Here is a 20,431-nt window from a genome sequence, read left to right as displayed (position 1 = left end):
TCAATCTCCCCTATCGCACCGGCAATGTATGCTTCTTCACCCACTCGATTTGCGCGGTGTGGTGACGGGCGTGCCAGGCGTAGTAGGCGAGCGCGCGCCAGAGCGGCACGACCTCTTGGTTCTCCGGATGATAGAATGATCGCGCAAACCCCTCCGGCGGCACCGCGCGGATCAAGTACACCCATCGGGCGTGCAGCCCTTCTAGGAGTTGCAATGACGGCTCGATGGCTGCGCGCTGCGCGTCGGCCAGCAAGGACCACCGGGTTTCGTCATAGGGCCGGATCGTCGGCCGCTCTTCGGTAAGCGCCAGTTTGAAGCGCACGTAGCTGTTCAGATGGCTGTCCGCCAGGTGGTGCACGATTTGGCGGATCGTCCAGTTCCGATACTTCCTATCGAGGTGCTCGTCCGCCAGACCCGACACAACCTCACGGAGCCGCGTCGGGGCGCAGTCGATCTCGTCGATCCATGCACCACGTCGCCGGTCGTCATCCGTATCGTTCGCGACGAATGGACCGGCCGGATACTGCGGCGGTGCCGGGAATACGCTGTCTGTCATGTTCGCCCCTCGTCGCTTTCTAGCCGCTGACGCCATTCTAACATTCGTGGGACCATCCATGGAATTCGATTGTTGCATTCTCATGCACCATCGTGATAGTGACAAGATCGGGGCGCTATGAGAGACTAAGTGGAATTACGGGATGCTGGTCATCACGATCCCGCCGGAGAAGGGGGAAAAGGTATGGCGCTTGAAAAGAACCGTAACCGAATCTTGGGTGCGCTGCGGGATCGGCCAGAGGGACTAAAGAGTTTATCCTTGGGAGAGACCCTTGGTTTGCCGCGAGAAGAAGTGGAGCGGCACCTCCTGTACTGCGCGGACTATGGACTGGCGACCTGGGTTCGAAAGACAGATGGAGCAGGGTTGGCGAGCATCACCAACCGCGGCCGTGACTACCTCGTTCGTCAAAGCCTGTAATCATCACATGAATTGCCTGGCGCCCTCCAGGGGGGCGCGTTAGCCTTTCCGGGTCGCGGAGTCTAATTTCGCACCAAAAGACCTGCGTAGTGCCCTCTCGGAGGGCTTTCGGACGTCCTGTACATACCGGTCCCAGGGGAACCGCCCTGGATGAACGGCGGTCTGCGGAAGTACTGAGTCCATTTTGCTCTGTTTGGCCGTGCGTGTGCTGCCCGTCTGCCTGCGCTCTCTTCGCATAAACGGCCATTCCCCCTCGGGTCTTAGGAGTATCCGGCTCTGCTCAGCCAGAGGCGCGGAGCACCCGGTCTGGTTGGATGGTAGGCTACTAGCCTAACACACATTGCGGGTCTTTGGTGGCAAAGATTATTTGACCCGACCCGGCTACTCCCGCTCAGATACCGAGGTAGGCCGCCTGCACCTGCTTGTTGTTTGCCAGCTCAGCGCTGGCGCCCTGCATCACCACCTTGCCGCTCTCCAGCACATAGGCTCGCTGCACCAGGGTCAGCGCTCGGCTCACGTTCTGTTCAACCAGCAGGATGGCCATGCCCAAGGCGTGGATCTCCTGGATCTTGTCGAAGGTGGCATCGGTCACGACTGGCGCGAGCCCCAGTGACGGCTCGTCGAGCATCAGCAGCCGCGGCTGTAGCATCAGGCCGCGGCCTATGGCGAGCATCTGCTGTTCCCCCCCGCTCATCGTGCCGGCGAGTTGCCTTCGGCGCTCACCCAGCACAGGAAAGATGCTGAAGACCAGATCTAGGGTACGGTTCCGCTGAGCCTTGGCACTCGGAATGTAGGCCCCCATCTCTAAGTTTTCTCTCACGGTCATCTCAGGAAACACCTGGCGGCCCTCTGGAACGTGGGCGATCCCGAGTGCCGTGACCTTGTAGGGCGGCAAGGAGCTGATATTGGCTCCCCCAAACGTGATGGTGCCCGACGTCAGCCGCACAAGTCCGGAGATCGCGCGCAGCGTGGTGCTCTTGCCGGCTCCATTGGCTCCCAAGAGGCCGACGGCTTCTCCCTCACCGACTTCTATGCTGACGTCAATCGCCGCCTTCACCGACCCGTAGCTGGCGCTCACTCCGGATAGCGTTAACACCGACTGCCTCCAGGAGTCGCTTCGCCGCGACGTCGCCCATGTTCACGCATGCGAGTAGCCGCTTCCCAGATAGGCGCGGATCACCTCTGGGTTTGCGGCGACCTCCTTGGGACCGCCCTCAGCGATTTTCTGCCCGTGGTCCAGCACCACGATGTGCTGAGCCACGGCCATGATGGCACGCATCACGTGCTCGACAATCACGATGGTCAGCCCGCGCTTAGAAAGCTGGCCGACCAGCGCGACGGCTTGATCGATCTCTGCCGGGTTCAGCCCGGCCATGGCCTCGTCGAGAAGAACGAGACGGGGCTCCGTCGCGAGCGCCCGGGCCATCTCCAGCCGCCGTTGGTCAATGGTGGTGAGGTCGCACGCCAGGGTGTTCTCCTTAGCCGACAGCCCCACGAATTCGATCGCCTCGCGGGCCCGCTGGCGTGCCACCTGCAGCTTCTTGTCGCGCAGAAATGCGCCGGTCATCACGTTCGCCAGCACCGTCATCTGGCCGAACGGCCTGGCAACTTGGAAGGTGCGGGCCAGGCCGCGAGCGCAGACGTCATAGGGGCGCAGACCCACCAGTTCATGGCCAAAAGCCAGGATCGACCCCGCATCGGGACGGTAATACCCGGTGATCAGGTTGAAGCATGTGGTCTTGCCGGCCCCATTCGGCCCGATCAGGGCAACGATTTGCCCTTCTCCCACCGAAAAGGAGAGGTCTTGCACGGCTCGCAGACCGCCAAACCGCTTGCTGAGGTCACGGACGACCAGGAGCTCACCCATCGAGGGGAGCCCCCTTCGGCTTGGTGGTTGCCGTGCCCGAGACGCCGCTCGGGGCAACTCGGACCATGCGTTCGTAGGCGCCCGTCAGAACTCCCAGCAGTCCGGTCGGCCGCCACATGATGACGACGATCAGGATGACAGCGTAGAGGGTCAACTGCACCCCTCCATGGGCGCCGCCGAGCCAGCTCTGAACCAGAGCAGAGGTGGGCTCCAGCACGACGGTGCCGACGACCGGGCCCCACAACGTGCCGACCCCTCCCACGATCGAAACCAGCGCCGCCTCCACTGAGACGTTGAAGTTGAAGGCGGTATTCGGATCGATGAAGTAGATGTACTGGACGTAGAAGGTCCCGGCCAGACCGGTGAGGAACGCGCTGATCAAGTAGATGTCCCGCTTGATCCGCGGGACGTTCACTCCGACGGCTTCCGCCGCGTCCTGGTCTTCTCCCACGGCAACCAGGTAGTATCCCATCCAGGATCGCTCGACCCAATAGGTGATCGCGAGCCCGATCGCCAGCATGCTGAGGGCGATGTAGTAATACGCAGCCTTGGTATCGAACTGCATCATCAAGGGCGCGTTTCCATGGTAGGGTATGGTGGTGCCCTCGGCGCCCCAGGCGAAATCGCGGAACTTCAGAAACAGCAGCATCAAGGCTTGCGCCGTCCCGATGGTGGCGATGGCGAAATACGGCCCCCGCAGCCGGAAGCACAAGGCGCCGATCGGCAGGCTCGCCAGCATCGCCACAAGCCCGCCGGTCACGATCCCTATCCAGGGCGACACGCCGAACCGAAGCAAGAGTATGGTCGAGGTGTAGGCGCCGAGGCCGAAATACGCGGCGTGACCCAGCGACAGCTGCTTGGCATAACCACCCAAGAGGTTCCAGGCCACGCCGATAAACGCGAAGAGCAACACCCTGACGAGGATGTCGATCGCGAAGGCACTTGATACGACCCGGGGCAGGAGGATCAAAACCAACGCGGCCGCCGCGAGCCCAAGAGGACGCGGAGGCCGCAGCCCTCGTCTCACCGTATCCGTCCGCCGAAGAGGCCGCTGGGCTTGACCGCCAGCGTCAGGAGCAGCATGGCGAACACCACGATCAGCCCCGAGTCCGCCCCTACGAACTGAATACCGAGCGACTCGGCCATCCCCATCATTAGACCGGCGATGAGCGCACCTGTGACGTTGCCTAGCGTTCCCAGCACCACGGCGACGAACGCCATCAGCACAAACACCTGGCCGACTCCGGGATACACGGGATAGAACGGCACGATCAGCGAACCGGCGGCACCCGCCAGCGCCAGCGCCAGACCCATCGCCACGCCGAAGACATGGTCGGGATTGACGCCCATCAGCATCGCGACCTCTCGCCTCTGCGCCGAGGCCCGCATGGCTTTACCCAAATCGGTGGCGCGTAGGAACACTGCTAGGGCGCCGCTGAGGAGCATCGCCAGGACGAAGGCGATGAGCTTTGCCACCCCAATATACAGGGGCCCGATGTGGATCGCAGACAGCGCGTAGCTGGTTTGCACCGTCCGATAGTTGGCCGTGAACAGCAGGAGCGCCAGGTTCATGAGGAGCAGGGAGAGCGCAAATGTCAGGAAGATCTGGGGCATGTCGCCAAGTCCCAGCACCCTCCGGATCAGGAATCGTTGCAGGAGCACGCCGGCGACGAACAGCGCCGGCATCGAGACGACGAGCGACGCCACCGGGTCCAGCCCGAAGTGAGACGCCAACCACCAGCTGATGTACATGCCGATCATGACGAACTCGCCCTGGGCGAAGTTGACGATCTTCACCACACCGAAGATCAGCGTGACGCCGATGCTCACGAGCGCGTAGATGCCCCCGATGAGCAAGCCGTTCACCACGGCCTGGGCAACGACGATTGTCATGGGCGATGGTCTCTGGCGGCCCCTTACGCCTTGATAAGCGAGGCCTGAGCCTCCCCCTTGGGGAACACGGTCACCAAGTTGCCCTTCTGCCATTGGACGCCCAGCGGATGTCCGTAGACGTTCTTGCCGTTTTGGTCGAACTTCACCTTTCCGCCGGGCGCCATCGCGGCGTAGCCCTTGGAAACGTCAAGAGATGCCAGGGCGTCCCGTACCTTCTGCGGGTCGGGCGACGCCGCCCGCTCGAGTGCGTCGGCGATCATGAACGTCTGGGCGATCAGGCCGCCCGCATACTCGAAGGCGAATTCCCCGTAGAGCTTCTGATAGGCCGCGTCCACGGTCCTCGCGTCGGCATTCATGTCGTGGTTCCAGTGGGCAACGCCCACTAGCCCTTCCGCGTCTTTTCCCACATTCTTGTAAAAGTCGGGAATGATGAAGCCCCCCGAGCCCCCGTTGAGAGGAATGTTGACCCCCATCTGCTTCATCGTGCGGACGATGAGGACCAGGTCGGTCAGATAGGAGACGGCGAAGAGCATGCTGGCGCCGGAGGCCCTGACCTTGTTGATGAGGGGGCTGGCATCGGCGAAGCCGGCCGAGTACGGCTCGAACATGACGATCTCCACGCCTGCGCCGGGCGCCTGGCTCTGGAGGCCCTTGGAGTTCGACGTGCCAAAGGCGGTATTCTCGAACACCACCGCCACCTTCGGCCTACCGGTGCTGATCAGCTTGGCCATCCGGAGCTGCGCTTGAGCGAACTGGGAGGCCCGGGCGAAGGGGGTGAAGGTATACTTGCGGCCTCCTTGATTGAGCAAGTCCGAGCTCGAGCCGGTCAGCAGCGGCACTTTGAGCCGCTCCGCCACTTCGCTGGTGATCAGCGTGAGAGCGCTGGCATAGGAGCCGTGAATCGCGGAGAGCCTATTGCTTGTGATCAACCGCTCCGTCTCCGTGCGCGTCACGGTGGTATCGCTCTGCACGTCGGAGAGGATCAGGTTCAGCGGGGCACCGCCAAGCGACTTGATGCCGCCGGCGCTGTTGACCATCTGTACCGCGAGTTTGGCGGCATTGACGCAGCCCTGCCCGATTTGTCCGAAGCTTCCGGTGACCGGGTACAGTCCGCCGATGTTCACCGCGGCCGGCGCTGCCTTTGAGGTCACAGTGATGGCACCATACGCGGTGAGCACGCCCGTGGCGACGGTACCCCGCGCTACCGTGGTCAGAAAGCCTCTGCGAGTGTACCGTCTGGGCGATGTCTTCCCCTTGGGCTTTTCCATCGTCTGCCCTCCTTTGGATAGCTCTTATGCGTACGAAGTTGCCCCACTTTCGTGGAGAAGGCATCACTGGGCTGCGCCGCTCTGCTCCGATCACCCCCTTCTGTGTCATCACGCGTGTCGACCTCGGCTGGCCACGGGTGTCTCCCCCTCCCCCACCCGCGCGCGTGACCCCCGCGGTGGTGCGGTGGACGCCCGCACCATGAGCCGGGGCCGCACCACCAACGTCGCCGTCTCCCGCTCCAGGCGCTGGACCGCGGCCCGCAAGACCTGGTCCACCGCCATCCGAGCCAGTTCGCGCGCCGGCTGGCGGACCGTCGTCAGCGGGGGATTGGCGAGCCGAGCGAGGTCGATGTCGTCGAACCCGACGACCGAGAGGTCCCGAGGGACGCTGAGCCCGAGTTCCCTCGCCGCGGCGAGGACGCCGAACGCGCAGAGATCATTCCCGGTCACGATCGCGGTCGGCGGTTTCGGACCGGCGAGCAGGCGCCGGGTGCCCACGCGGCCGATGTCAGCCCCTCCCGCGTCGCGCGACATGGTGTCGGCGCCTCGCATCCAAATGAGCGCCGGGTCGGGCGCGAGACCCGCGTGCGCCAACGCATCACGGTAGCCCCGGTAACGCTCGACGCGGCTCGTGAACCGGGCCAGATCGGAGAGGAAGGCGATGCGGCGATGTCCCTGCCGCAGCACGTGCCGGGTCGCGAGCAGGCCCCCTTGGTGGTTGTCCACGCTGATGCTGGCCGCGGGCGGGATGCCGCCGGCGCCCGGGGGGAGTCCAAGGGCGACGACCGTGAGACCCCGGGCCATTAAATCGGCGATGTGATCCAGCGATGGGAGGGAAGAGCCGAGGATGACGTCCCGGATGCCGTCACGCCACAGTCCCGCGGCATAGGCATGCTCGCGAGCCCGATCCCGGTCCGTGTTACAGAGGACGACCTGATAGCCGTGCGCCATCGCCGCGCTCTCGACGTACATGGCGAAGGTGCCCCAGAACGGGTTGGCCACCGAAGGCACGACAAGCGCGATCGTCCGGGCGTGGCCGGTGCGGAGCTGGCGGGCGGCCCGGTTGGGATGATAGCTGAGGCGCGTAATGGCGCGGTCCACCCGGCGGCGCGTTGCGGGCCGCATGCGGCGGGAGCGCCCGTTCAGCACGTTGGATACCGTGCTCACGGACACCCGGGCGAGCCGGGCGACGTCTCGGATCGTCGTGGGATCGGCCAGACCGGTCCCCCCTGCCATCGCGCGTCCCGCGTCACGTCCCGCCAAAGGGGCGGGGCCCCCCGTCGGGCCGAAAAAAATGGTGTATCGTTCTACTAGGTAAAAGGTTATACCCGCCCCGAGCGGTTGTCAAGGCGGAGTTCGCGTGGTAGTGGGATAGGATCGGAGAGGATCAGCCCGACGGCCGTGCGTTCATGACGGCGATCGCCGTTTCACATCCTCGGGAAACAGGGGTTGAGTTCGGCACCGGACGCTGCACCGGAGGTGCTGCAGTCCTCGGCCGCCGAGCAGACATCACGAAACAAGCGTGAACACTGCGCCGAGCCGCCTGATCTTGAACGACTGTTCATGACCGCCACGCTTGATGTGCAGCATGAACGTTGGATAGTCGGACGAATCCTCCTCATCCTCCGCGACCACCGCAGTGGCGTCAGCCGTCAACTGACAGGGATGCACCAAGGCCACCGCGCAGCCAAAGTGACGGATGATCGGTGTGGTCTCGATGTTGAGGAGCAGGGAATCGAGGACGAGCAGCCCCGGGCGATGCGCGTCCATGAGGTCTCGGATCTGCTTCTCCCTGATAAAATCACCCTTGGTCGAAACATGGTGCAACACCGCTTTGGGAGCACCAAAGTACAGTGTCAGGTTTCTCAATCGATATGCTAAGTCGTCCGGCCGGAGTCGCTGGCAAATGTAAAGGACAGGGAGCGGAGAAGGGACTGTCATTTCCAGGAAGGGGTGACCCGATGCTACAGCGTGGGCGAGTTGCAACGCCAGCTGGGTCTTGGAGGCTCCGGTGATCAGCGTGGTGCGATGCCGCCACACGAGGCCCGTTACGACGGGAAACGCCTCGTTGTGTGTGAGGACGCCAGAAGGGAATAACCGAAGTTGACCGCTGACCGGACTGAACACCTCCCCACCCCCGGATCAATCATCGATATGTGCTGCGGCACATCCTGCGTCTGTTGCGTCGGTCAGTAACCAAGAACCTGGGGGAGATTAGAGAATCCCGGACACGTCAAGTTGTCTGGCGTCTTCCCACCCCCCTCGGTCAGTCGTATTCTCGTATGGATGCCAGGGCCAGCATATCAGACACGTGTTTCTTGTCAAGCAGCGCCCAGCCGCGGCGTTCGCCGGCGCGATGAGCTGTCCGGGTTTCACCCAATAGGCGCGCTGGGCGATGTGGGCGCGCCGCGCGTCCCATAGAGAAACGCCGCAGGGCCTGATTCACGCTCGAGCAGTCCCTCGTGGCTCAGGACTGCGTGCCCCTGGATGAGGCGGGCCACCAAACCGGTCCAGCCCGTCTGGTGACTGGCGCCGATCCCCGCCCCGTTGTCCCCGTGGAAGTACTCGTAGAAGAGGAGGAGGTCGCGCCAATGGGGGTCGGTCTGAAACTTCTCGGCTCCGCCATAGACGGGGCGGCGGCCGTGCTCGTCTCGGAGAAAGATGCGGGTGAGCCGCAACCCGATGTCTTCAACGATCTGGAACAGCGTCATCTGCCGCCCTGAGCCGGTCGGGTACTCCACCGTGAACGCATCGCCGAGGTACGCGTAAAATTGGAGCAGGCCCTGAAGAATCAGCACGTTCAGCGGGAACCAGATCGGACCGCGCCAGTTGGAGTTTCCGCCGAACATCCCCGACGCTGACTCCGCGGGTTCGTAGGCCACTCGGTACTCTTCCCCGCGAACGGTCACGCTGAATGGATGCTCCGCGTGATATCGGGAGACCGACCGGATCCCATAGGGGCTCAGAAACTCCCGTTCGTCCAGCATGCGTGTCAGGACCCGGCGTAGCCTGCCCTCGTCGAGTATGGCGAAGATTCTGCGCCCGGACACCCTGGGTTCCCCCGAGAAACCGACGAACTGCAGCATCTCCGGGTCGGCCGCCAGGCGCCGGCGCACCCGCTGCATGAACATGGGGTATCGCTCGACGATCTCCTTGGGGAACACCGCGGTGGCGCACAGGGGGAGCAGCCCCACGATGGATCGGACCCGCAGCCGCGTCGAGGTGCCGTCCGGCAACCGCAGTACATCGTAGAAGAAGCCGTCTTCCTCATCCCACATCCCATCGCTATGTCCGCCCAGCCGGCCCATCGCGGCCGCGATCAGCCACGTGTGGTCCGCGAACTTGACGGCCAGGCTCTCGTAGACTGGATCGTGAAGGGCGAGCTCGAGGGCAATCTCGAGCATGCTCATGCTGAACAGGGCCATCCAGGCCGTCCCGTCAGCCTGCTCCAGGTGGCCGCCGGTCGGCAGCGGGGCACTCCGGTCGAAGACCCCGATGTTATCGAGACCCAGAAAGCCCCCCTCGAAGACGTTCCGATCGTTTGGATCCTTGCGGTTCACCCACCACGTGAAGTTGAGCAAGAGTTTCTGGAAAGACCGCTCCAGGAACGCGACGTCGCCTTGCCCGCGCAGCTGCTTCTCGGCGTTGTACACGAACAGCGCCGCCGTCGAATGAACCGGCGGGTTGACGTCCCCAAAGTTCCACTCGTACGCTGGGACCTGCCCGTTGGGATGCATGTACAGTTCGGTGAGCATGAGATCAAGCTGCTGCTTGGCCAAATCAAGGTCCACCATAGCCAGGACCATGGTGTGAAAGGCGAGATCCCACGCGGCGTACCACGGGTATTCCCACTTGTCGGGCATCGAGATCACGTCGTCGTTGATCATATGAAACCACTGGCGGTTGCGGATTCCCTGGCGATTCGTCGAGTCGATCGAGATCCCGTGCTCCCGGAGCCAGCGGTAGACGTCTAAACCGTAGTATTGCTTGGACCACAGCATGCCTGCCAGGGCCTGCCGCATGATCCGCTTCGCGTCTTCGCCTATCGTCTCGGGCGTGATTCCACGGTAGAAGGCGTCCGCCTCGTCCTGCCGGAGCCGCAGAACCTCGTCGAAGTGGCTGCCGAAGGGACCGCCGCCGGCGACCGGATAGGTGGCACCGAGCGTTGAGGGCGCCACAGGCGTCAGCCGGAGGCGGATCCTGCGGTTCTCTCCGGCGCCGACGACGACGGGCCAGTGGGCCGCCGCCTTGGTCCCCCTCCGCTCGGGGGTCACCGCCTCGCGTCGACCACGCACGACGCAGTCGTTGATCCCATCCTTCACGTAGGGCGTGCGGTTGGGGACGTTGAAAAGGCGCTGGGTGTTCGTCTCGTTCTCCGTGAACAGCAGCGCCACATCCCCGTCGCAGTAGAGGTATCGATTGCCGAGGTCGGGATGGGATGCCTCAATTGCGACGATGCCGGACGGCCCCTCAATCTGCCTCAAGGTGGGCTTGGGCGTCCGGTCAGACCAGGACCACGTGTTGCGAAACCACAACGTGGGGAGCACGTGGATGGTCGCGGCCTCGGGGCCGCGGTTGCACACGGTGATGGCGATCAACAAATCTTCGGGAGACTCCTTCGCGTATTCGACAAACACGTCAAAATAGCGGTCGTGGTCAAAGATCCCCGTATCCAGCAGCTCATACTCTTGCTCATACCGACTGCGCTGGCGGTTCGTTCGAACGAGGTCGTCGTACGGATAGGCCGCCTGCGGATATTTGTACAGGCATTTGCAATACGAATGAGTCGGCGTGCTGTCGAGGTAGAAGTAGTATTCCTTGACGTCCTCGCCGTGGTTGCCTTCGCTGTTCGTCAGGCCGAACAGGCGCTCCTTGAGGATCGGGTCGGCGCCGTTCCACAGCGCGAGCGCGAAGCAGAGGCGTTGCTCCTCGTCGGACACGCCGGCCAAGCCATCTTCTCCCCATCGATAGGCTCGCGAGCGCGCCTGGTCATGCGTGAGGTAGTCCCACGCGTCTCCCGTCTCGCTGTAGTCCTCGCGGACCGTTCCCCACTGGCGCTCACTGAGAAAGGGCCCCCACTTTTTCCAAGGGACACCGTGCGCTCGCGCTTCTTCCAACCGCCGGCGTTCAGCATCCATCCAGGATGCCTGCCTCGAGCGTCACCGCCCTAACCGACGCCATGACCTTCCTTTTTCCACGCGGCCAGATCCGCAGTGATCTGCTTCTCGAGCTCGGGCAGCCCAACCTGATGTTCGAACTCCTTCTGCGTCGTCTGGGTCGGGTCCGAATCGTATTCATCGATACCGGCCTGCCACTCCCGGACCGCTTCGGCGACTTTCGCCTGCAACTCCTGAAGGCGCTCGACCTGCGCCCGCCGGGCCTCCCCCGTCATGTCCTTTCTCTCGGCCCGAAGTTGCTCGAGGGTGGCCTGCCACTGTTCTACTCGTGTACGGATTTGGTTTCGCACCTCTCTGGGGGTCATGGGTCTCCCTCCTTACATGTCCGCATGAGCCGTTCAGCCTCCGAGTTGGAGATCGTCTTGCCCGCCCTCCGGGCGTCTTCCCGCACCGAAGAGCTTGATGAGCACGAGGCCGGCGATGAATCCCCCGATATGGGCGAAGTACGCGACGCCCGACTGGGCGGTGGACGAGATGCTTCCCACGCCGCTGATCAACTGGCTGATGAACCAGAAGCCGATCAGGACGAAGGAGGTGATGCGGGCGTGCCAAAACGGAAAGATGTAGACCAAGATGCGGTCCCGCGGAAACACGATCTGGAACCCCCCGAGCACGCCCGCGATCGCCCCGCTGGCGCCCAGGTTCGGCACGGTAGAACTGGGACTGACGGCGATCTGCAGGAAGCCGGCCGCCAGCCCGCAGATGAAGTAAAACAGGATGAAGCGGATCGGACCGAGGTAGTTCGCTTCGAGTTCGTCACCAAACACCCACAAGTAGAGCATATTCCCGAAAATATGCAGGAAGTTCGCGTGCATGAACATCGATGTGAACAGGGTCTCGAGGTGTTCGCCGCGGGCGATCTCCGCCGGCTTCATCGAGTACCGCAGAATGAAACTGTCCCCCAAGGCCAATTCGATCAAGAAGACCATGACATTGGCCGCGATGATCAGGACGAGCGCGATCGGGAACCTGCTGAGCGAGCGGGACTCATCGCGTTGTGGGAATAACATCGCCGCACTTCCCCTTTCCGCTACCGCGTGACCAATTTGCCGATGAGGAACCCCGCCACTGCCGCGGCCGTCGCGACACCGACGGTTTCAAAGATCGTCAGCAGGAGGTTGGTGCGCGCGACCTTGGCCCGGCCGACGCCAAGGAGCACCAGCAGCAATCCGGTGATGGTGACCGAGGTGCTGCGCGCCGGCCCCAAAGAAAGCAAGGCAAAGGGGATGACAGGAATGGCCGCCGCCAACAAATCGGCCGCGAACATCCACAGAGACTGGACGAGCGGATTGCGTTTCTCCAGCGGGCCGAGCTCCATCACATCGGATTCCAGTCGCAGCCAGGTGTCCGGCATGCGCCTGAGCGCGGTGATGATCACGCCGCGCTCTTGCGCGGTGAACCCTGCCCCCTGCAGCCGCGCATCGACCGCCTTGGCTTCCTTTTCGGGTTCGTGCGCGATCTCGGCCCGTTTCTGGGCGAGCTGCGCGCGAGCTTGACCGCGCGCCGTTTCCACATCCAGGTAGGTGCCGGCCATCATCGAGACCGCCGCCGCGGCCGCCCCGGTGGCGCCGGCCAGGAGGACCGTTTGACTGTTGGAGGCACTCGCGGCGACGCCAAAGACGAGACCGAAAATCGAGACGGTCCCATCCTCCATGCCGAACACAATATCGCCAATGGATTCGGAAAACGATGCTTTGACCGCCTGGACGAACGAGGGGCGGGGCATCTTAGGAGCCCGCACCGTGATCTGGTGGCAACGCCGGCGCGTTGTGGTCCACGGAGGGCTCGAGACCCCAGCGGCGCACGAGGCGCGGATAGAAGAAATTCCAGACGACCTTCAGCACCGCGGCGACAGGCACACTGAGCAGGAGTCCTACGACTCCCCCCAGGACGGTGCCCACCATCGTCGCCAGGAGAATGACCAGCGGATGCAGCTTGACGGCTCGCCCCATTACCAACGGACCCAAGACGTTGCCCGATATCTGATACAGCACCATGTACAAGACGAAGACCCCAATCGCCAGCACGGGGTTTTGGAGGCTCGTCAAGGCGACCGCCGCGATCATCCCTAGCGCCCCTCCAACCTGGGGGATGAGCTGGGTCACGGCGGTGAACAACCCGAGGATCACGGCGTACTTCACGCCCATCAGCTGCATCGCCAGCGTGGCGGTGAGGCCCACCGCCACGGCGATCACGATCTGGCCTCTCACGAAAGCGGCCAACACGAGATCGATCTCGCCCAAGAGGGTCTCGGCATCGGCCTGGAAGGCGGCGGGAATGATCGCGAACAGCTGCCCCCGAAAGTACGCGGGGTCCCCAAGGAGGAACACGCTGATGACCAGCGCCAACGCGCCTGCGGCGGCCAGGGTGGCAAACGACTGCCCCAGGGCGGCGATACCCGCCACGTACTGCCCAAGGTTCGACGCGACCGACTGCACCTTCCCGGCAATAATGTTGCCTGTGCTGGGGTCCTGCTGCGCCTGCAGCCGTGGAGGAAGCGCTTGACGAAGGCCGGCAGAAGTCTGGGCGAGCCACGCATCGAGGCGCTGGACAGAATCCGGCAGCGTCGTCGCAAAGATCCGAGCGTCATTGGCGACGGGCCGAACCCCGAGTACGCTCGCCGCCGCAAGACCCACGAAGACGGTGAGATAGGCCAGGGTGATACCCAGGGAGCGCAGGTGCGGCCGATCGCCCGAGAATACCTTGACGAGCGGGGCCAGGGCATAGGCGAGAGCCATGCCGGCGATCAGAACGAGAAGGACCACCCGTATCTTGTAGAGGAACCACAGCGCGACCGCGCCAACGACGCAGACGGCGATAAAACGGCCTATCCTCGTCAGGGCATCGGGCCGTTGGATGACTCGACCCTCGAGCCTATCGCTCGGGCCCACGTCGAGAGCGACCCAATCTGGCTCTGGTCACAGCTGCCGGGCGGCGGCCGTCGAAAGGCCGCCCACGCCCCTGGCGGAAACGTCGGCCAGGGCGGATGAGGCCTCGCGCAACCGGCATCATCCGTTGCAATAGGCGGCCCTCGACGGCGTCTACCGGTACGTGCACGGATAGATCAGCGGGCCCGGGCAGGGGTCGGGGCCGGCAGCTCGCCCGCCAGATTCTTGAGGCGAAAGCCCAGCATCAATTGCGCGATGCCAAAGATCACGGCATAGATTCCGATCAGCCAAACCACGGCGAGCAGGCCGGATCCCGGATATATGATGAGCAACACGCCAAAGGCGATCGAGGCAAGCCCGCCGACGATGAACCACCCCTCACCCTGAATGAGATCCCTCAGGCGGACCGCGCCGACGATCTCGAGGATGCCTCTGAAGATCGACCAATAGGCGATGACCAAGAGAAGCGCTAGCGCGGTAATCCCCGGCCATTTGAGGGTCGCGACGCCGGCGGCGATACCCAGCAGCCCGATCAACACGAGCGGCCACCACGGCTCGTGCGCTTCAGCTGCCCCCACCGAACCGATCAAGGCCAGGACGCCGTCGAAGAGCGCCCAGAACGCGAACAGCAGTACTAACGCCTCGAGGGTAATACTGGGGCGCAGGAACGCCAACACGCCAAAGAGGATAGCGACAACGCCGCGGAACACGAACACCCACCAGTTTCGGGCAATCTGTGCTAGCACTAACATGTCTCTCCCCCTTATGTGAGTTCCATTTGCGGTACGTGCGGTTTCGACGCTCAGCCTCTCAACGAGGGGGGGCATGTGCCCGATACCCGGGCAGATGCCCGCGCCCCTCGAGGTTCGCCGGGCGATCGCAATGATCGCCGCGCGTCCGATTTGGGATTCCGCCGCCCATCAACTCGTCTCTCCCGCGCCGAGCCTCTGCCACGCGTGAGCTTCGGTAAGCTTCTTACGCCGATTTAGAGGTTAGACGAAGCGCTGAACGAATGCGAGTGCGGTGTCGGCGACCATTGTCGTCATGCGTCTTTCCCCTGCGGCGCATCCTCGCCGCCCTCAAAGAATGTGAAATTGACCCGACACCTGGATCTTCGTTCGAATCACCCTCCCTGTGTTGGGTAAGACCTCCTTTCTGACCCCAGCGTATGCTGGCGAGAGCGAATTGTATTGGACAAAATGATCGTCGTTGTTTGAACATTCTAGCCGCGTCAGTCTCGGCGCTCCCTACGCGGGTCTCGGCTGGGAGAGCGCTTGGGTGTTTGTCAGCGCGTACTGCGCACCGCCCCACACAAACCTGCTATCATCTTGACGGCACTGCTGAGGCGTGACACCGAACCGCCGCTTGAAGTGCCTCGTCAGGTGGCTCTGGTCGCTGAATCCGGTAACGGACGCGATCTCGGCGATCGATTGTCGATTGTTCTGCAACAGGTCGCGAGCGTGGTCGAGCCGTCTCTTCAAGAGATACTGATGTGGGGCGACGCCAAAGCTGTTGCGGAACAGGTGGCTGAAGTAAGAAGCGCTGACGCCTGCAACGTCGGCCAGGGAGACCAAGGTCAGGTTATCGCCGAGGTGCTCTTCGATGAATTCTTGCACGTGTCGCATCTTCAAATGATCTAATTTCCCCGACGGCGAGGGACCGGCAAATTTCAGATCGAAGTAATTCCGTAACAGATGGACGCAAATCTGGTGGCCAATGGATTCCGCGTAGAGGCGGGTTCCGGAAAGGTCGGAACTGGCCTCGCGGATGAGCATATGGCCCATCCCCGTGAGAAGATCGTCCCTGACCTTGAGGACGTCGCGGAGGTTCAGATCGGCAACATCCCGGTCGAAAATGGTATTGACTACACGTTGGACAAGCCCCGATTCGAGATAGATGTGGAGGACCTCGATATCGTCCTTCCAGCACCATTCGCTTTCGACGGATCGCGTGAGCAGCGAGACGTCGCCGAACACGATGTCCGACGTGATGCGCGGTCCGTCCACGTGACGGCTCATTCGCGTGGGTCCACCTGTGTAGAGGACGATAAGGTAGTCGGCAAGGCGTGGCGCGCTGATGTCGCTCGGCTTGTACTTGTAGCCGCGGATCGACAGCTCGTTCCACCTTCCGTCGACCGCATCGAGCCAGATCTCTCCCGGTACGTATTGCGGCAGATCCGCGGGCGTGATGATGGTCCTCATGACGCTGTCCCCCCCCAAGGAAAAACATTGAGCCGGGTCCAGCAATCTTTTACAAAAGCCGCGGGGTCACGTTGCTCTTCCTATAAGATCGAATAAGATCAAACTGGCGATCTTAGATGTATCTTACACTAAACTTGCCAACGGCGGGTTTTGAAGGCGGCTTGACCCCCTTAACCTACCGCACATATGATCGGTAGACATATGCCGCGACCCGAGCGCCCGCGCTCGCGCCCGGATAGGATAGCGTGATAGGGTGCTGTTGCTGCGATATGATCGCGGGGGGACACTGCATGCGCAGCGACACCGAGCGAGAATTCGTAGTCGTCGGTCAGCGCGAAGTCGCCATCTCGAACCCGAGGAAAGTGTTGTTCTCTCAGCCCGGCTACACCAAGATGGATCTCATCCGCTACTACCTCGCCGTATCGGACGGTGCCCTCCGCGCCGCGGGCGGGCGGCCCAACATGCTCGTGCGCTACCCAAACGGCATCGAAGGCGAGTTCTTCTATCAGAAACGTGCGCCGCAGTCACGGCCACCCTGGATCGAGGTGGTGTCCCTCCGCTTCCCGTCCGGACGCACCGCCGAAGAGGTGGTTCCACGAGATGCCGCGGCGCTCGCCTGGATGGCCAATCTCGCGTGTCTCGAGCTGCACCCGCACCCGGTGCGTGCGGAGGATCTGGACCATCCCGACGAGCTCCGCATCGACCTCGACCCGGTGCCGGGCGTCAGTTGGGCCCAGGTGCGGGAGGTCGCGCGCGTGCTCCAGGCAACCCTCGACGACTTCGCGCTCGTCGGTTGGCCGAAAACCTCCGGCTCGCGCGGGATGCATGTTGTCGTGCGCATCGAGCCAAGCTGGACGTTTGACGAGGTCCGTCGCGCCGCCCTCGCGCTCGCGCGCGATGTTGAGCGGCGTGCACCAAGCCTGGCGACGAGCAAGTGGTGGAAAGAAGAGCGCCACGGTGTGTTCATTGACTACAATCAAAATGCAAAAGATCGCACCGTAGCGGCCGCGTACTCGGTGCGCCCGACGCCTGACGCGCGCGTATCGGCACCGCTGACGTGGGACGAGATCGACACCTGCGACCCACGCGACTTCACGCTCGCCACAATGCCGCCGCGCTTCGCCGAGGTGGGCGACCGGCATGCGGCGATAGATTCGTCCCCAAGCTCCCTGGCGCGTCTGCTCGACCTGTCGGCGCGTCATGAACGCGAAGGCCTCGGCGATGCGCCGTGGCCACCCCACTATCGCAAGCGCGCCGGTGAACCCTCACGCGCGCAACCATCTCGCCGGCGTGTGGCGAAGCATCCGCTCATCGAGATCGGGCGCGCGCAACAAAAGGAGGACGCGCTCGCCGGTTTCGAGCGTTGGCGGGCGCGTCACCCTGACGCGGCAGCGCACTTGGCGCCTGCAGACGTGCTTGTCGACTCCATGCGCGGCCGGTATCATACGTGGACACGGATCCGGGTGAACCTACAGCACGTGCCCCCCGGCCTGCGACCGGACCAGGAGCCGCTTGATCCCGACGAGGCGCCCGCCGGTCCGAAGCGCCGTCAACCCTGACCACCTATCGCGCCGAAGATCTTTTCGAGCTCATACGGAGCGACGGTTTCGAGTTGATCGTAGCGGCAGTCGCTCGGCCGCTTGTCCGGCCGCCACCGCAGAAAAATGGTGGCGTGACGAAAGCGCCGTCCCTGCAGGTGGTCGTACTGGACCTCGCAGACCCGCTCAATCCGCAACGGCTCCCACGAAAGATCCTTCCCTGCACTCCAACGGCTCTGGGCCCCCGGCATGCGGACGAACTCGCCGGCGCCGCCCGGCGCCCAATCGCGCCATGGGTGGTCCTCTAAGGCGCCCTTTCGGAGGGGGGCAAGCTCCAGCGCGAGCTGCTTGCGTGTCGCCATCGTGAAGGCCGACGTCACCCCGACGTGTTGCAACATTCCACCCGCATCGTAGAGGCCGAGCAACAACGACCCCACACGGTCGTTTCCACTCTTGTGCCAGCGCAGGCCGGCCACCACGCAATCGGCCGTGCGAATGTGCTTCACTTTGATCATTGCTCGCTTCCCCGGTTCGTACGTCCCGTGTGCTGGCTTCGCAATGACGCCGTCGAGACCCGCGCCCTCGAAGCGCGTGAGCCACTCCAAGGCCACTGCGTGGCCGCGCGTCATGGGGGTGAGGTAGATTGGGGGTGTCACATTGGTCAGTAGGTGTTCCAGCAGGGTGCGGCGTTCGGTTTGCGAGGCGGCACGCACGTCGCGGCCTTCGATCGCGAGTAGGTCGAAAGCCACGAACGCTGCCGGTGTCTCCTTCGCCAGCTTGGCGACACGCGACGCCGCAGGGTGGAGACGAAGCTGGAGCGCATCAAAGTCGAGCCCGTCCCGCGTCACGACGACGATCTCGCCGTCGATGACACAGCCGTCCGGCACCTTTCGCAGAAACGCCTCGTGCAGTTCAGGAAAATAGCGGTCGAGCAGCCGTAACACCCTACTTTGGATGAAGACGTCCGAGTTGCCGCGAAAGACGATGGCACGAAATCCATCCCATTTCGGCTCGTAGAGCCACCCGTCGCCTGTGGGGAGCTTCTCGGTGAGCTTGGCGAGCATCGGCTCGATCGGTGGCGCGATCGCGAACGTGGCGGGTTCACCGCTCTGGTCATTCTCGGATCGCAGTTCACGGGTCGTCATGACACTTCCTCCTCCCACGCCACAAGTACGGTCGCCATGATGGTATCTCCCGCCCTTTCGTGACCTCCAGCATCTCTAGCGGTACGGTAAGACCGGCCTCTCGCTTCCGGGCGGTATCTTCGCGGAGAGCCCGTGAGCGTTAGGGCTCAAATGGCGCAGCGGAACCGCGGAGCGAAGCACATGGGGGATCCTCCACAATGCCCCGTCGTCGTCCTCGAGACGAATATCACTGAGGGGTTTGGACTCGACGAGTCCGGTCTTTTCGCCGACGCGTGTCCGCCAAGGGCTCTATTCGAGGGGCCGAAACTTCGCTAGGTATTGCCTCGCGTGGATCCCGAAACCAAGGATCTGTCTGTTCCGAAACGCCGGAATACTTCGGTCATTTTCCCGCTGTCGGCCTGGAGCGCGTCGCCTGCAAATGCCAGTCCGGCAAGCGCTCGCTCCGCGGCGGCCGGATCACCGAATCCACATGCATCGCCGACAACGATTGGGATGTAGCCCAAGTCGGTGGCGTGCCGAACAGTCGGTTCGATCCCGATTTCGAGGGCGATCCCCACAATCGCGAAGGCGTTGATCCCGCAGTCACGGAGTGCGATGTCGAGATACGTCCCGGCGAACGCCGACATCGTGATCTTATCCACAACGCCTTCACTGGGCAACGGCCCAATCTCGGGAGCGATCTGGAACTGCGCGGAATCGCGTGGGAAGGCCGGCGTGGTGTCCGCCGCGCGGTCGACGCTCTGCCACGCCTTCGCGCGCCGCAGCTGGCTCACTCCGGCGACTTCGTTCGGCAGGGACATGTGGCGGGTGAAGAAGACGCGGAACCCGCCGGTTCGCGCCGCCTGCAATACCTGCCGGACTCGCTCGACGACGGCGCGGCCCGTTGCAAGTTGCGAAACGATCCCGACCTGCATGTCGTATACGATCAAGGCCGTCCGACTCGGATGGCACACCTCGTCGAGTGTCGCGGGGATATCAAGGCTGAAGGCGCGGTCCATCTTAGCGCGCGACCCCCGCGGACATGGTGCGGTCATAGGGCTCATTGGCATCGACCTTGGCGTCGAACAACACCTCGATCGGAAACGGCACTTGGACCGGGATGAAGAGCCATTCGATGAGCCCTGCCTTCGTGAGCGGGAAGTCGTCGGTGTATCGCTTTGCGGCCTCGACGCTGTCCACCTCGAACACGATCACCACCCCGAGCTCGTCTGCGCGCGCGTAGTTCTCGCGCACGATCCCGGCTTTCCACAACCGCCACACGTTGGCTACTTCTTTGGGCAGGTACGGTTCGAGCTGGTCGTAGGTGACGCCGGGCTTCGTGCGATCGTATGCAATGATTTTCATCGTTGTGCTCCTTTTGGGGCTGGGTCGACGCTTGCCTCCCCGCCGATGTGATGATACACTGGCTATGCGGGGAATTACTATACGGGATGGTAAATATATTTGTCAAGCCCATCCATGAGACGGACTATTCGAAAGCC

19 protein-coding genes are annotated in these 20,431 nt (G+C 63.2%); 1 reads left to right on the top strand and 18 read right to left on the bottom strand.

Annotated features, from left to right (window positions below; genetic code table 11):
• Positions 1–10: 10 nt before the first annotated feature.
• From VFP86_02775 to VFP86_02705, 15 genes are all read right to left on the bottom strand, one after another.
• Entirely contained in the window at positions 11–556 is a 546-nt protein-coding gene (locus tag VFP86_02775) for a putative metal-dependent hydrolase (GenBank protein HET8998551.1), read from the bottom strand.
• A gap of 808 nt (positions 557–1,364) precedes the next feature.
• Positions 1,365–2,069, bottom strand: a complete 705-nt coding sequence (locus VFP86_02770) for an ABC transporter ATP-binding protein (GenBank protein ID HET8998550.1) — start codon at positions 2,067–2,069, stop codon at positions 1,365–1,367.
• Between the two features lie 42 nt (positions 2,070–2,111).
• Complete coding sequence (locus tag VFP86_02765) at positions 2,112–2,840, bottom strand: ABC transporter ATP-binding protein (GenBank protein HET8998549.1); 729 nt, start codon at positions 2,838–2,840, stop codon at positions 2,112–2,114.
• Positions 2,833–3,867, bottom strand: a complete 1,035-nt coding sequence (locus VFP86_02760) for a branched-chain amino acid ABC transporter permease (protein ID HET8998548.1) — start codon at positions 3,865–3,867, stop codon at positions 2,833–2,835. The genes VFP86_02765 and VFP86_02760 overlap by 8 nt, the downstream gene beginning before the upstream one ends.
• Positions 3,864–4,733: a branched-chain amino acid ABC transporter permease gene (locus VFP86_02755; protein ID HET8998547.1), complete on the bottom strand. Its 870-nt coding sequence runs from the start codon at positions 4,731–4,733 to the stop codon at positions 3,864–3,866. The genes VFP86_02760 and VFP86_02755 overlap by 4 nt, the downstream gene beginning before the upstream one ends.
• A 23-nt stretch (positions 4,734–4,756) precedes the next feature.
• On the bottom strand, positions 4,757–6,001 hold the full coding sequence (locus VFP86_02750) for an ABC transporter substrate-binding protein (protein HET8998546.1): 1,245 nt from the start codon (positions 5,999–6,001) through the stop codon (positions 4,757–4,759).
• Between the two features lie 108 nt (positions 6,002–6,109).
• Positions 6,110–7,237, bottom strand: a complete 1,128-nt coding sequence (locus VFP86_02745) for a LacI family DNA-binding transcriptional regulator (GenBank protein ID HET8998545.1) — start codon at positions 7,235–7,237, stop codon at positions 6,110–6,112.
• 273 nt (positions 7,238–7,510) lie between these two features.
• Positions 7,511–8,128, bottom strand: coding sequence for an AAA family ATPase (locus VFP86_02740; protein ID HET8998544.1), 618 nt, complete (start codon positions 8,126–8,128; stop codon positions 7,511–7,513).
• Between the two features lie 245 nt (positions 8,129–8,373).
• A complete protein-coding gene (locus tag VFP86_02735) occupies positions 8,374–11,139 on the bottom strand; it encodes a glucosidase (protein ID HET8998543.1) in 2,766 nt (921 codons plus the stop codon).
• 29 nt (positions 11,140–11,168) lie between these two features.
• The gene (locus VFP86_02730) at positions 11,169–11,483 is read right to left on the bottom strand and encodes a hypothetical protein (protein HET8998542.1); all 315 of its coding nucleotides are present in this window, start codon (positions 11,481–11,483) and stop codon (positions 11,169–11,171) included.
• Positions 11,484–11,516: 33 nt separating this feature from the next.
• A complete protein-coding gene (locus VFP86_02725; protein ID HET8998541.1) occupies positions 11,517–12,188 on the bottom strand; it encodes a rhomboid family intramembrane serine protease in 672 nt (223 codons plus the stop codon).
• Between the two features lie 20 nt (positions 12,189–12,208).
• On the bottom strand, positions 12,209–12,904 hold the full coding sequence (locus VFP86_02720) for a VIT1/CCC1 transporter family protein (protein HET8998540.1): 696 nt from the start codon (positions 12,902–12,904) through the stop codon (positions 12,209–12,211).
• A gap of 1 nt (position 12,905) precedes the next feature.
• Complete coding sequence (locus tag VFP86_02715) at positions 12,906–14,069, bottom strand: AI-2E family transporter (GenBank protein HET8998539.1); 1,164 nt, start codon at positions 14,067–14,069, stop codon at positions 12,906–12,908.
• Between the two features lie 173 nt (positions 14,070–14,242).
• Positions 14,243–14,818 (bottom strand): HdeD family acid-resistance protein, encoded by a 576-nt coding sequence (locus VFP86_02710; protein ID HET8998538.1) that lies wholly within the window; start codon positions 14,816–14,818, stop codon positions 14,243–14,245.
• A 495-nt stretch (positions 14,819–15,313) separates the two neighbouring features.
• Entirely contained in the window at positions 15,314–16,267 is a 954-nt protein-coding gene (locus VFP86_02705) for an AraC family transcriptional regulator (protein ID HET8998537.1), read from the bottom strand.
• Positions 16,268–16,557: 290 nt separating this feature from the next.
• Between VFP86_02705 and ligD the strand changes: the two genes are divergently transcribed.
• A complete protein-coding gene (gene ligD, locus VFP86_02700) occupies positions 16,558–17,826 on the top strand; it encodes a non-homologous end-joining DNA ligase (GenBank protein ID HET8998536.1) in 1,269 nt (422 codons plus the stop codon).
• On the opposite strand, the gene VFP86_02695 is transcribed toward ligD, so the two are convergent.
• From VFP86_02695 to VFP86_02685, 3 genes are all read right to left on the bottom strand, one after another.
• The gene (locus VFP86_02695; GenBank protein ID HET8998535.1) at positions 17,817–18,950 is read right to left on the bottom strand and encodes an ATP-dependent DNA ligase; all 1,134 of its coding nucleotides are present in this window, start codon (positions 18,948–18,950) and stop codon (positions 17,817–17,819) included. The two genes, ligD and VFP86_02695, sit on opposite strands and share 10 nt — an antisense overlap.
• A gap of 311 nt (positions 18,951–19,261) precedes the next feature.
• On the bottom strand, positions 19,262–19,948 hold the full coding sequence (locus VFP86_02690; protein ID HET8998534.1) for a cysteine hydrolase: 687 nt from the start codon (positions 19,946–19,948) through the stop codon (positions 19,262–19,264).
• A 1-nt stretch (position 19,949) separates the two neighbouring features.
• A complete protein-coding gene (locus tag VFP86_02685; protein ID HET8998533.1) occupies positions 19,950–20,294 on the bottom strand; it encodes a hypothetical protein in 345 nt (114 codons plus the stop codon).
• Positions 20,295–20,431 lie beyond the last annotated feature (137 nt).

Source organism: bacterium, assembly GCA_035703895.1.
Lineage (GTDB): Bacteria > Sysuimicrobiota > Sysuimicrobiia > Sysuimicrobiales > Segetimicrobiaceae > Segetimicrobium.
This window is presented reverse-complemented; position numbering and strand designations above follow the sequence as displayed.

What these genes read in the sequence shown, in the direction of transcription:
- VFP86_02775 (HET8998551.1), bottom strand. Translation starts at nt 556, where the DNA reads ATGACAGACAGCGTATTCCCGGCACCGCCGCAGTATCCGGCCGGTCCA.
- VFP86_02765 (HET8998549.1), bottom strand. Translation starts at nt 2,840, where the DNA reads ATGGGTGAGCTCCTGGTCGTCCGTGACCTCAGCAAGCGGTTTGGCGGT.
- VFP86_02755 (HET8998547.1), bottom strand. Translation starts at nt 4,733, where the DNA reads ATGACAATCGTCGTTGCCCAGGCCGTGGTGAACGGCTTGCTCATCGGG.
- VFP86_02750 (HET8998546.1), bottom strand. Translation starts at nt 6,001, where the DNA reads ATGGAAAAGCCCAAGGGGAAGACATCGCCCAGACGGTACACTCGCAGA.
- VFP86_02745 (HET8998545.1), bottom strand. Translation starts at nt 7,237, where the DNA reads ATGGCAGGGGGGACCGGTCTGGCCGATCCCACGACGATCCGAGACGTC.
- VFP86_02735 (HET8998543.1), bottom strand. Translation starts at nt 11,139, where the DNA reads ATGGATGCTGAACGCCGGCGGTTGGAAGAAGCGCGAGCGCACGGTGTC.
- VFP86_02730 (HET8998542.1), bottom strand. Translation starts at nt 11,483, where the DNA reads ATGACCCCCAGAGAGGTGCGAAACCAAATCCGTACACGAGTAGAACAG.
- VFP86_02725 (HET8998541.1), bottom strand. Translation starts at nt 12,188, where the DNA reads ATGTTATTCCCACAACGCGATGAGTCCCGCTCGCTCAGCAGGTTCCCG.
- VFP86_02720 (HET8998540.1), bottom strand. Translation starts at nt 12,904, where the DNA reads ATGCCCCGCCCCTCGTTCGTCCAGGCGGTCAAAGCATCGTTTTCCGAA.
- VFP86_02710 (HET8998538.1), bottom strand. Translation starts at nt 14,818, where the DNA reads ATGTTAGTGCTAGCACAGATTGCCCGAAACTGGTGGGTGTTCGTGTTC.
- VFP86_02705 (HET8998537.1), bottom strand. Translation starts at nt 16,267, where the DNA reads ATGAGGACCATCATCACGCCCGCGGATCTGCCGCAATACGTACCGGGA.
- ligD (HET8998536.1), top strand. Translation starts at nt 16,558, where the DNA reads ATGCGCAGCGACACCGAGCGAGAATTCGTAGTCGTCGGTCAGCGCGAA.
- VFP86_02695 (HET8998535.1), bottom strand. Translation starts at nt 18,950, where the DNA reads ATGACGACCCGTGAACTGCGATCCGAGAATGACCAGAGCGGTGAACCC.
- VFP86_02690 (HET8998534.1), bottom strand. Translation starts at nt 19,948, where the DNA reads ATGGACCGCGCCTTCAGCCTTGATATCCCCGCGACACTCGACGAGGTG.
- VFP86_02685 (HET8998533.1), bottom strand. Translation starts at nt 20,294, where the DNA reads ATGAAAATCATTGCATACGATCGCACGAAGCCCGGCGTCACCTACGAC.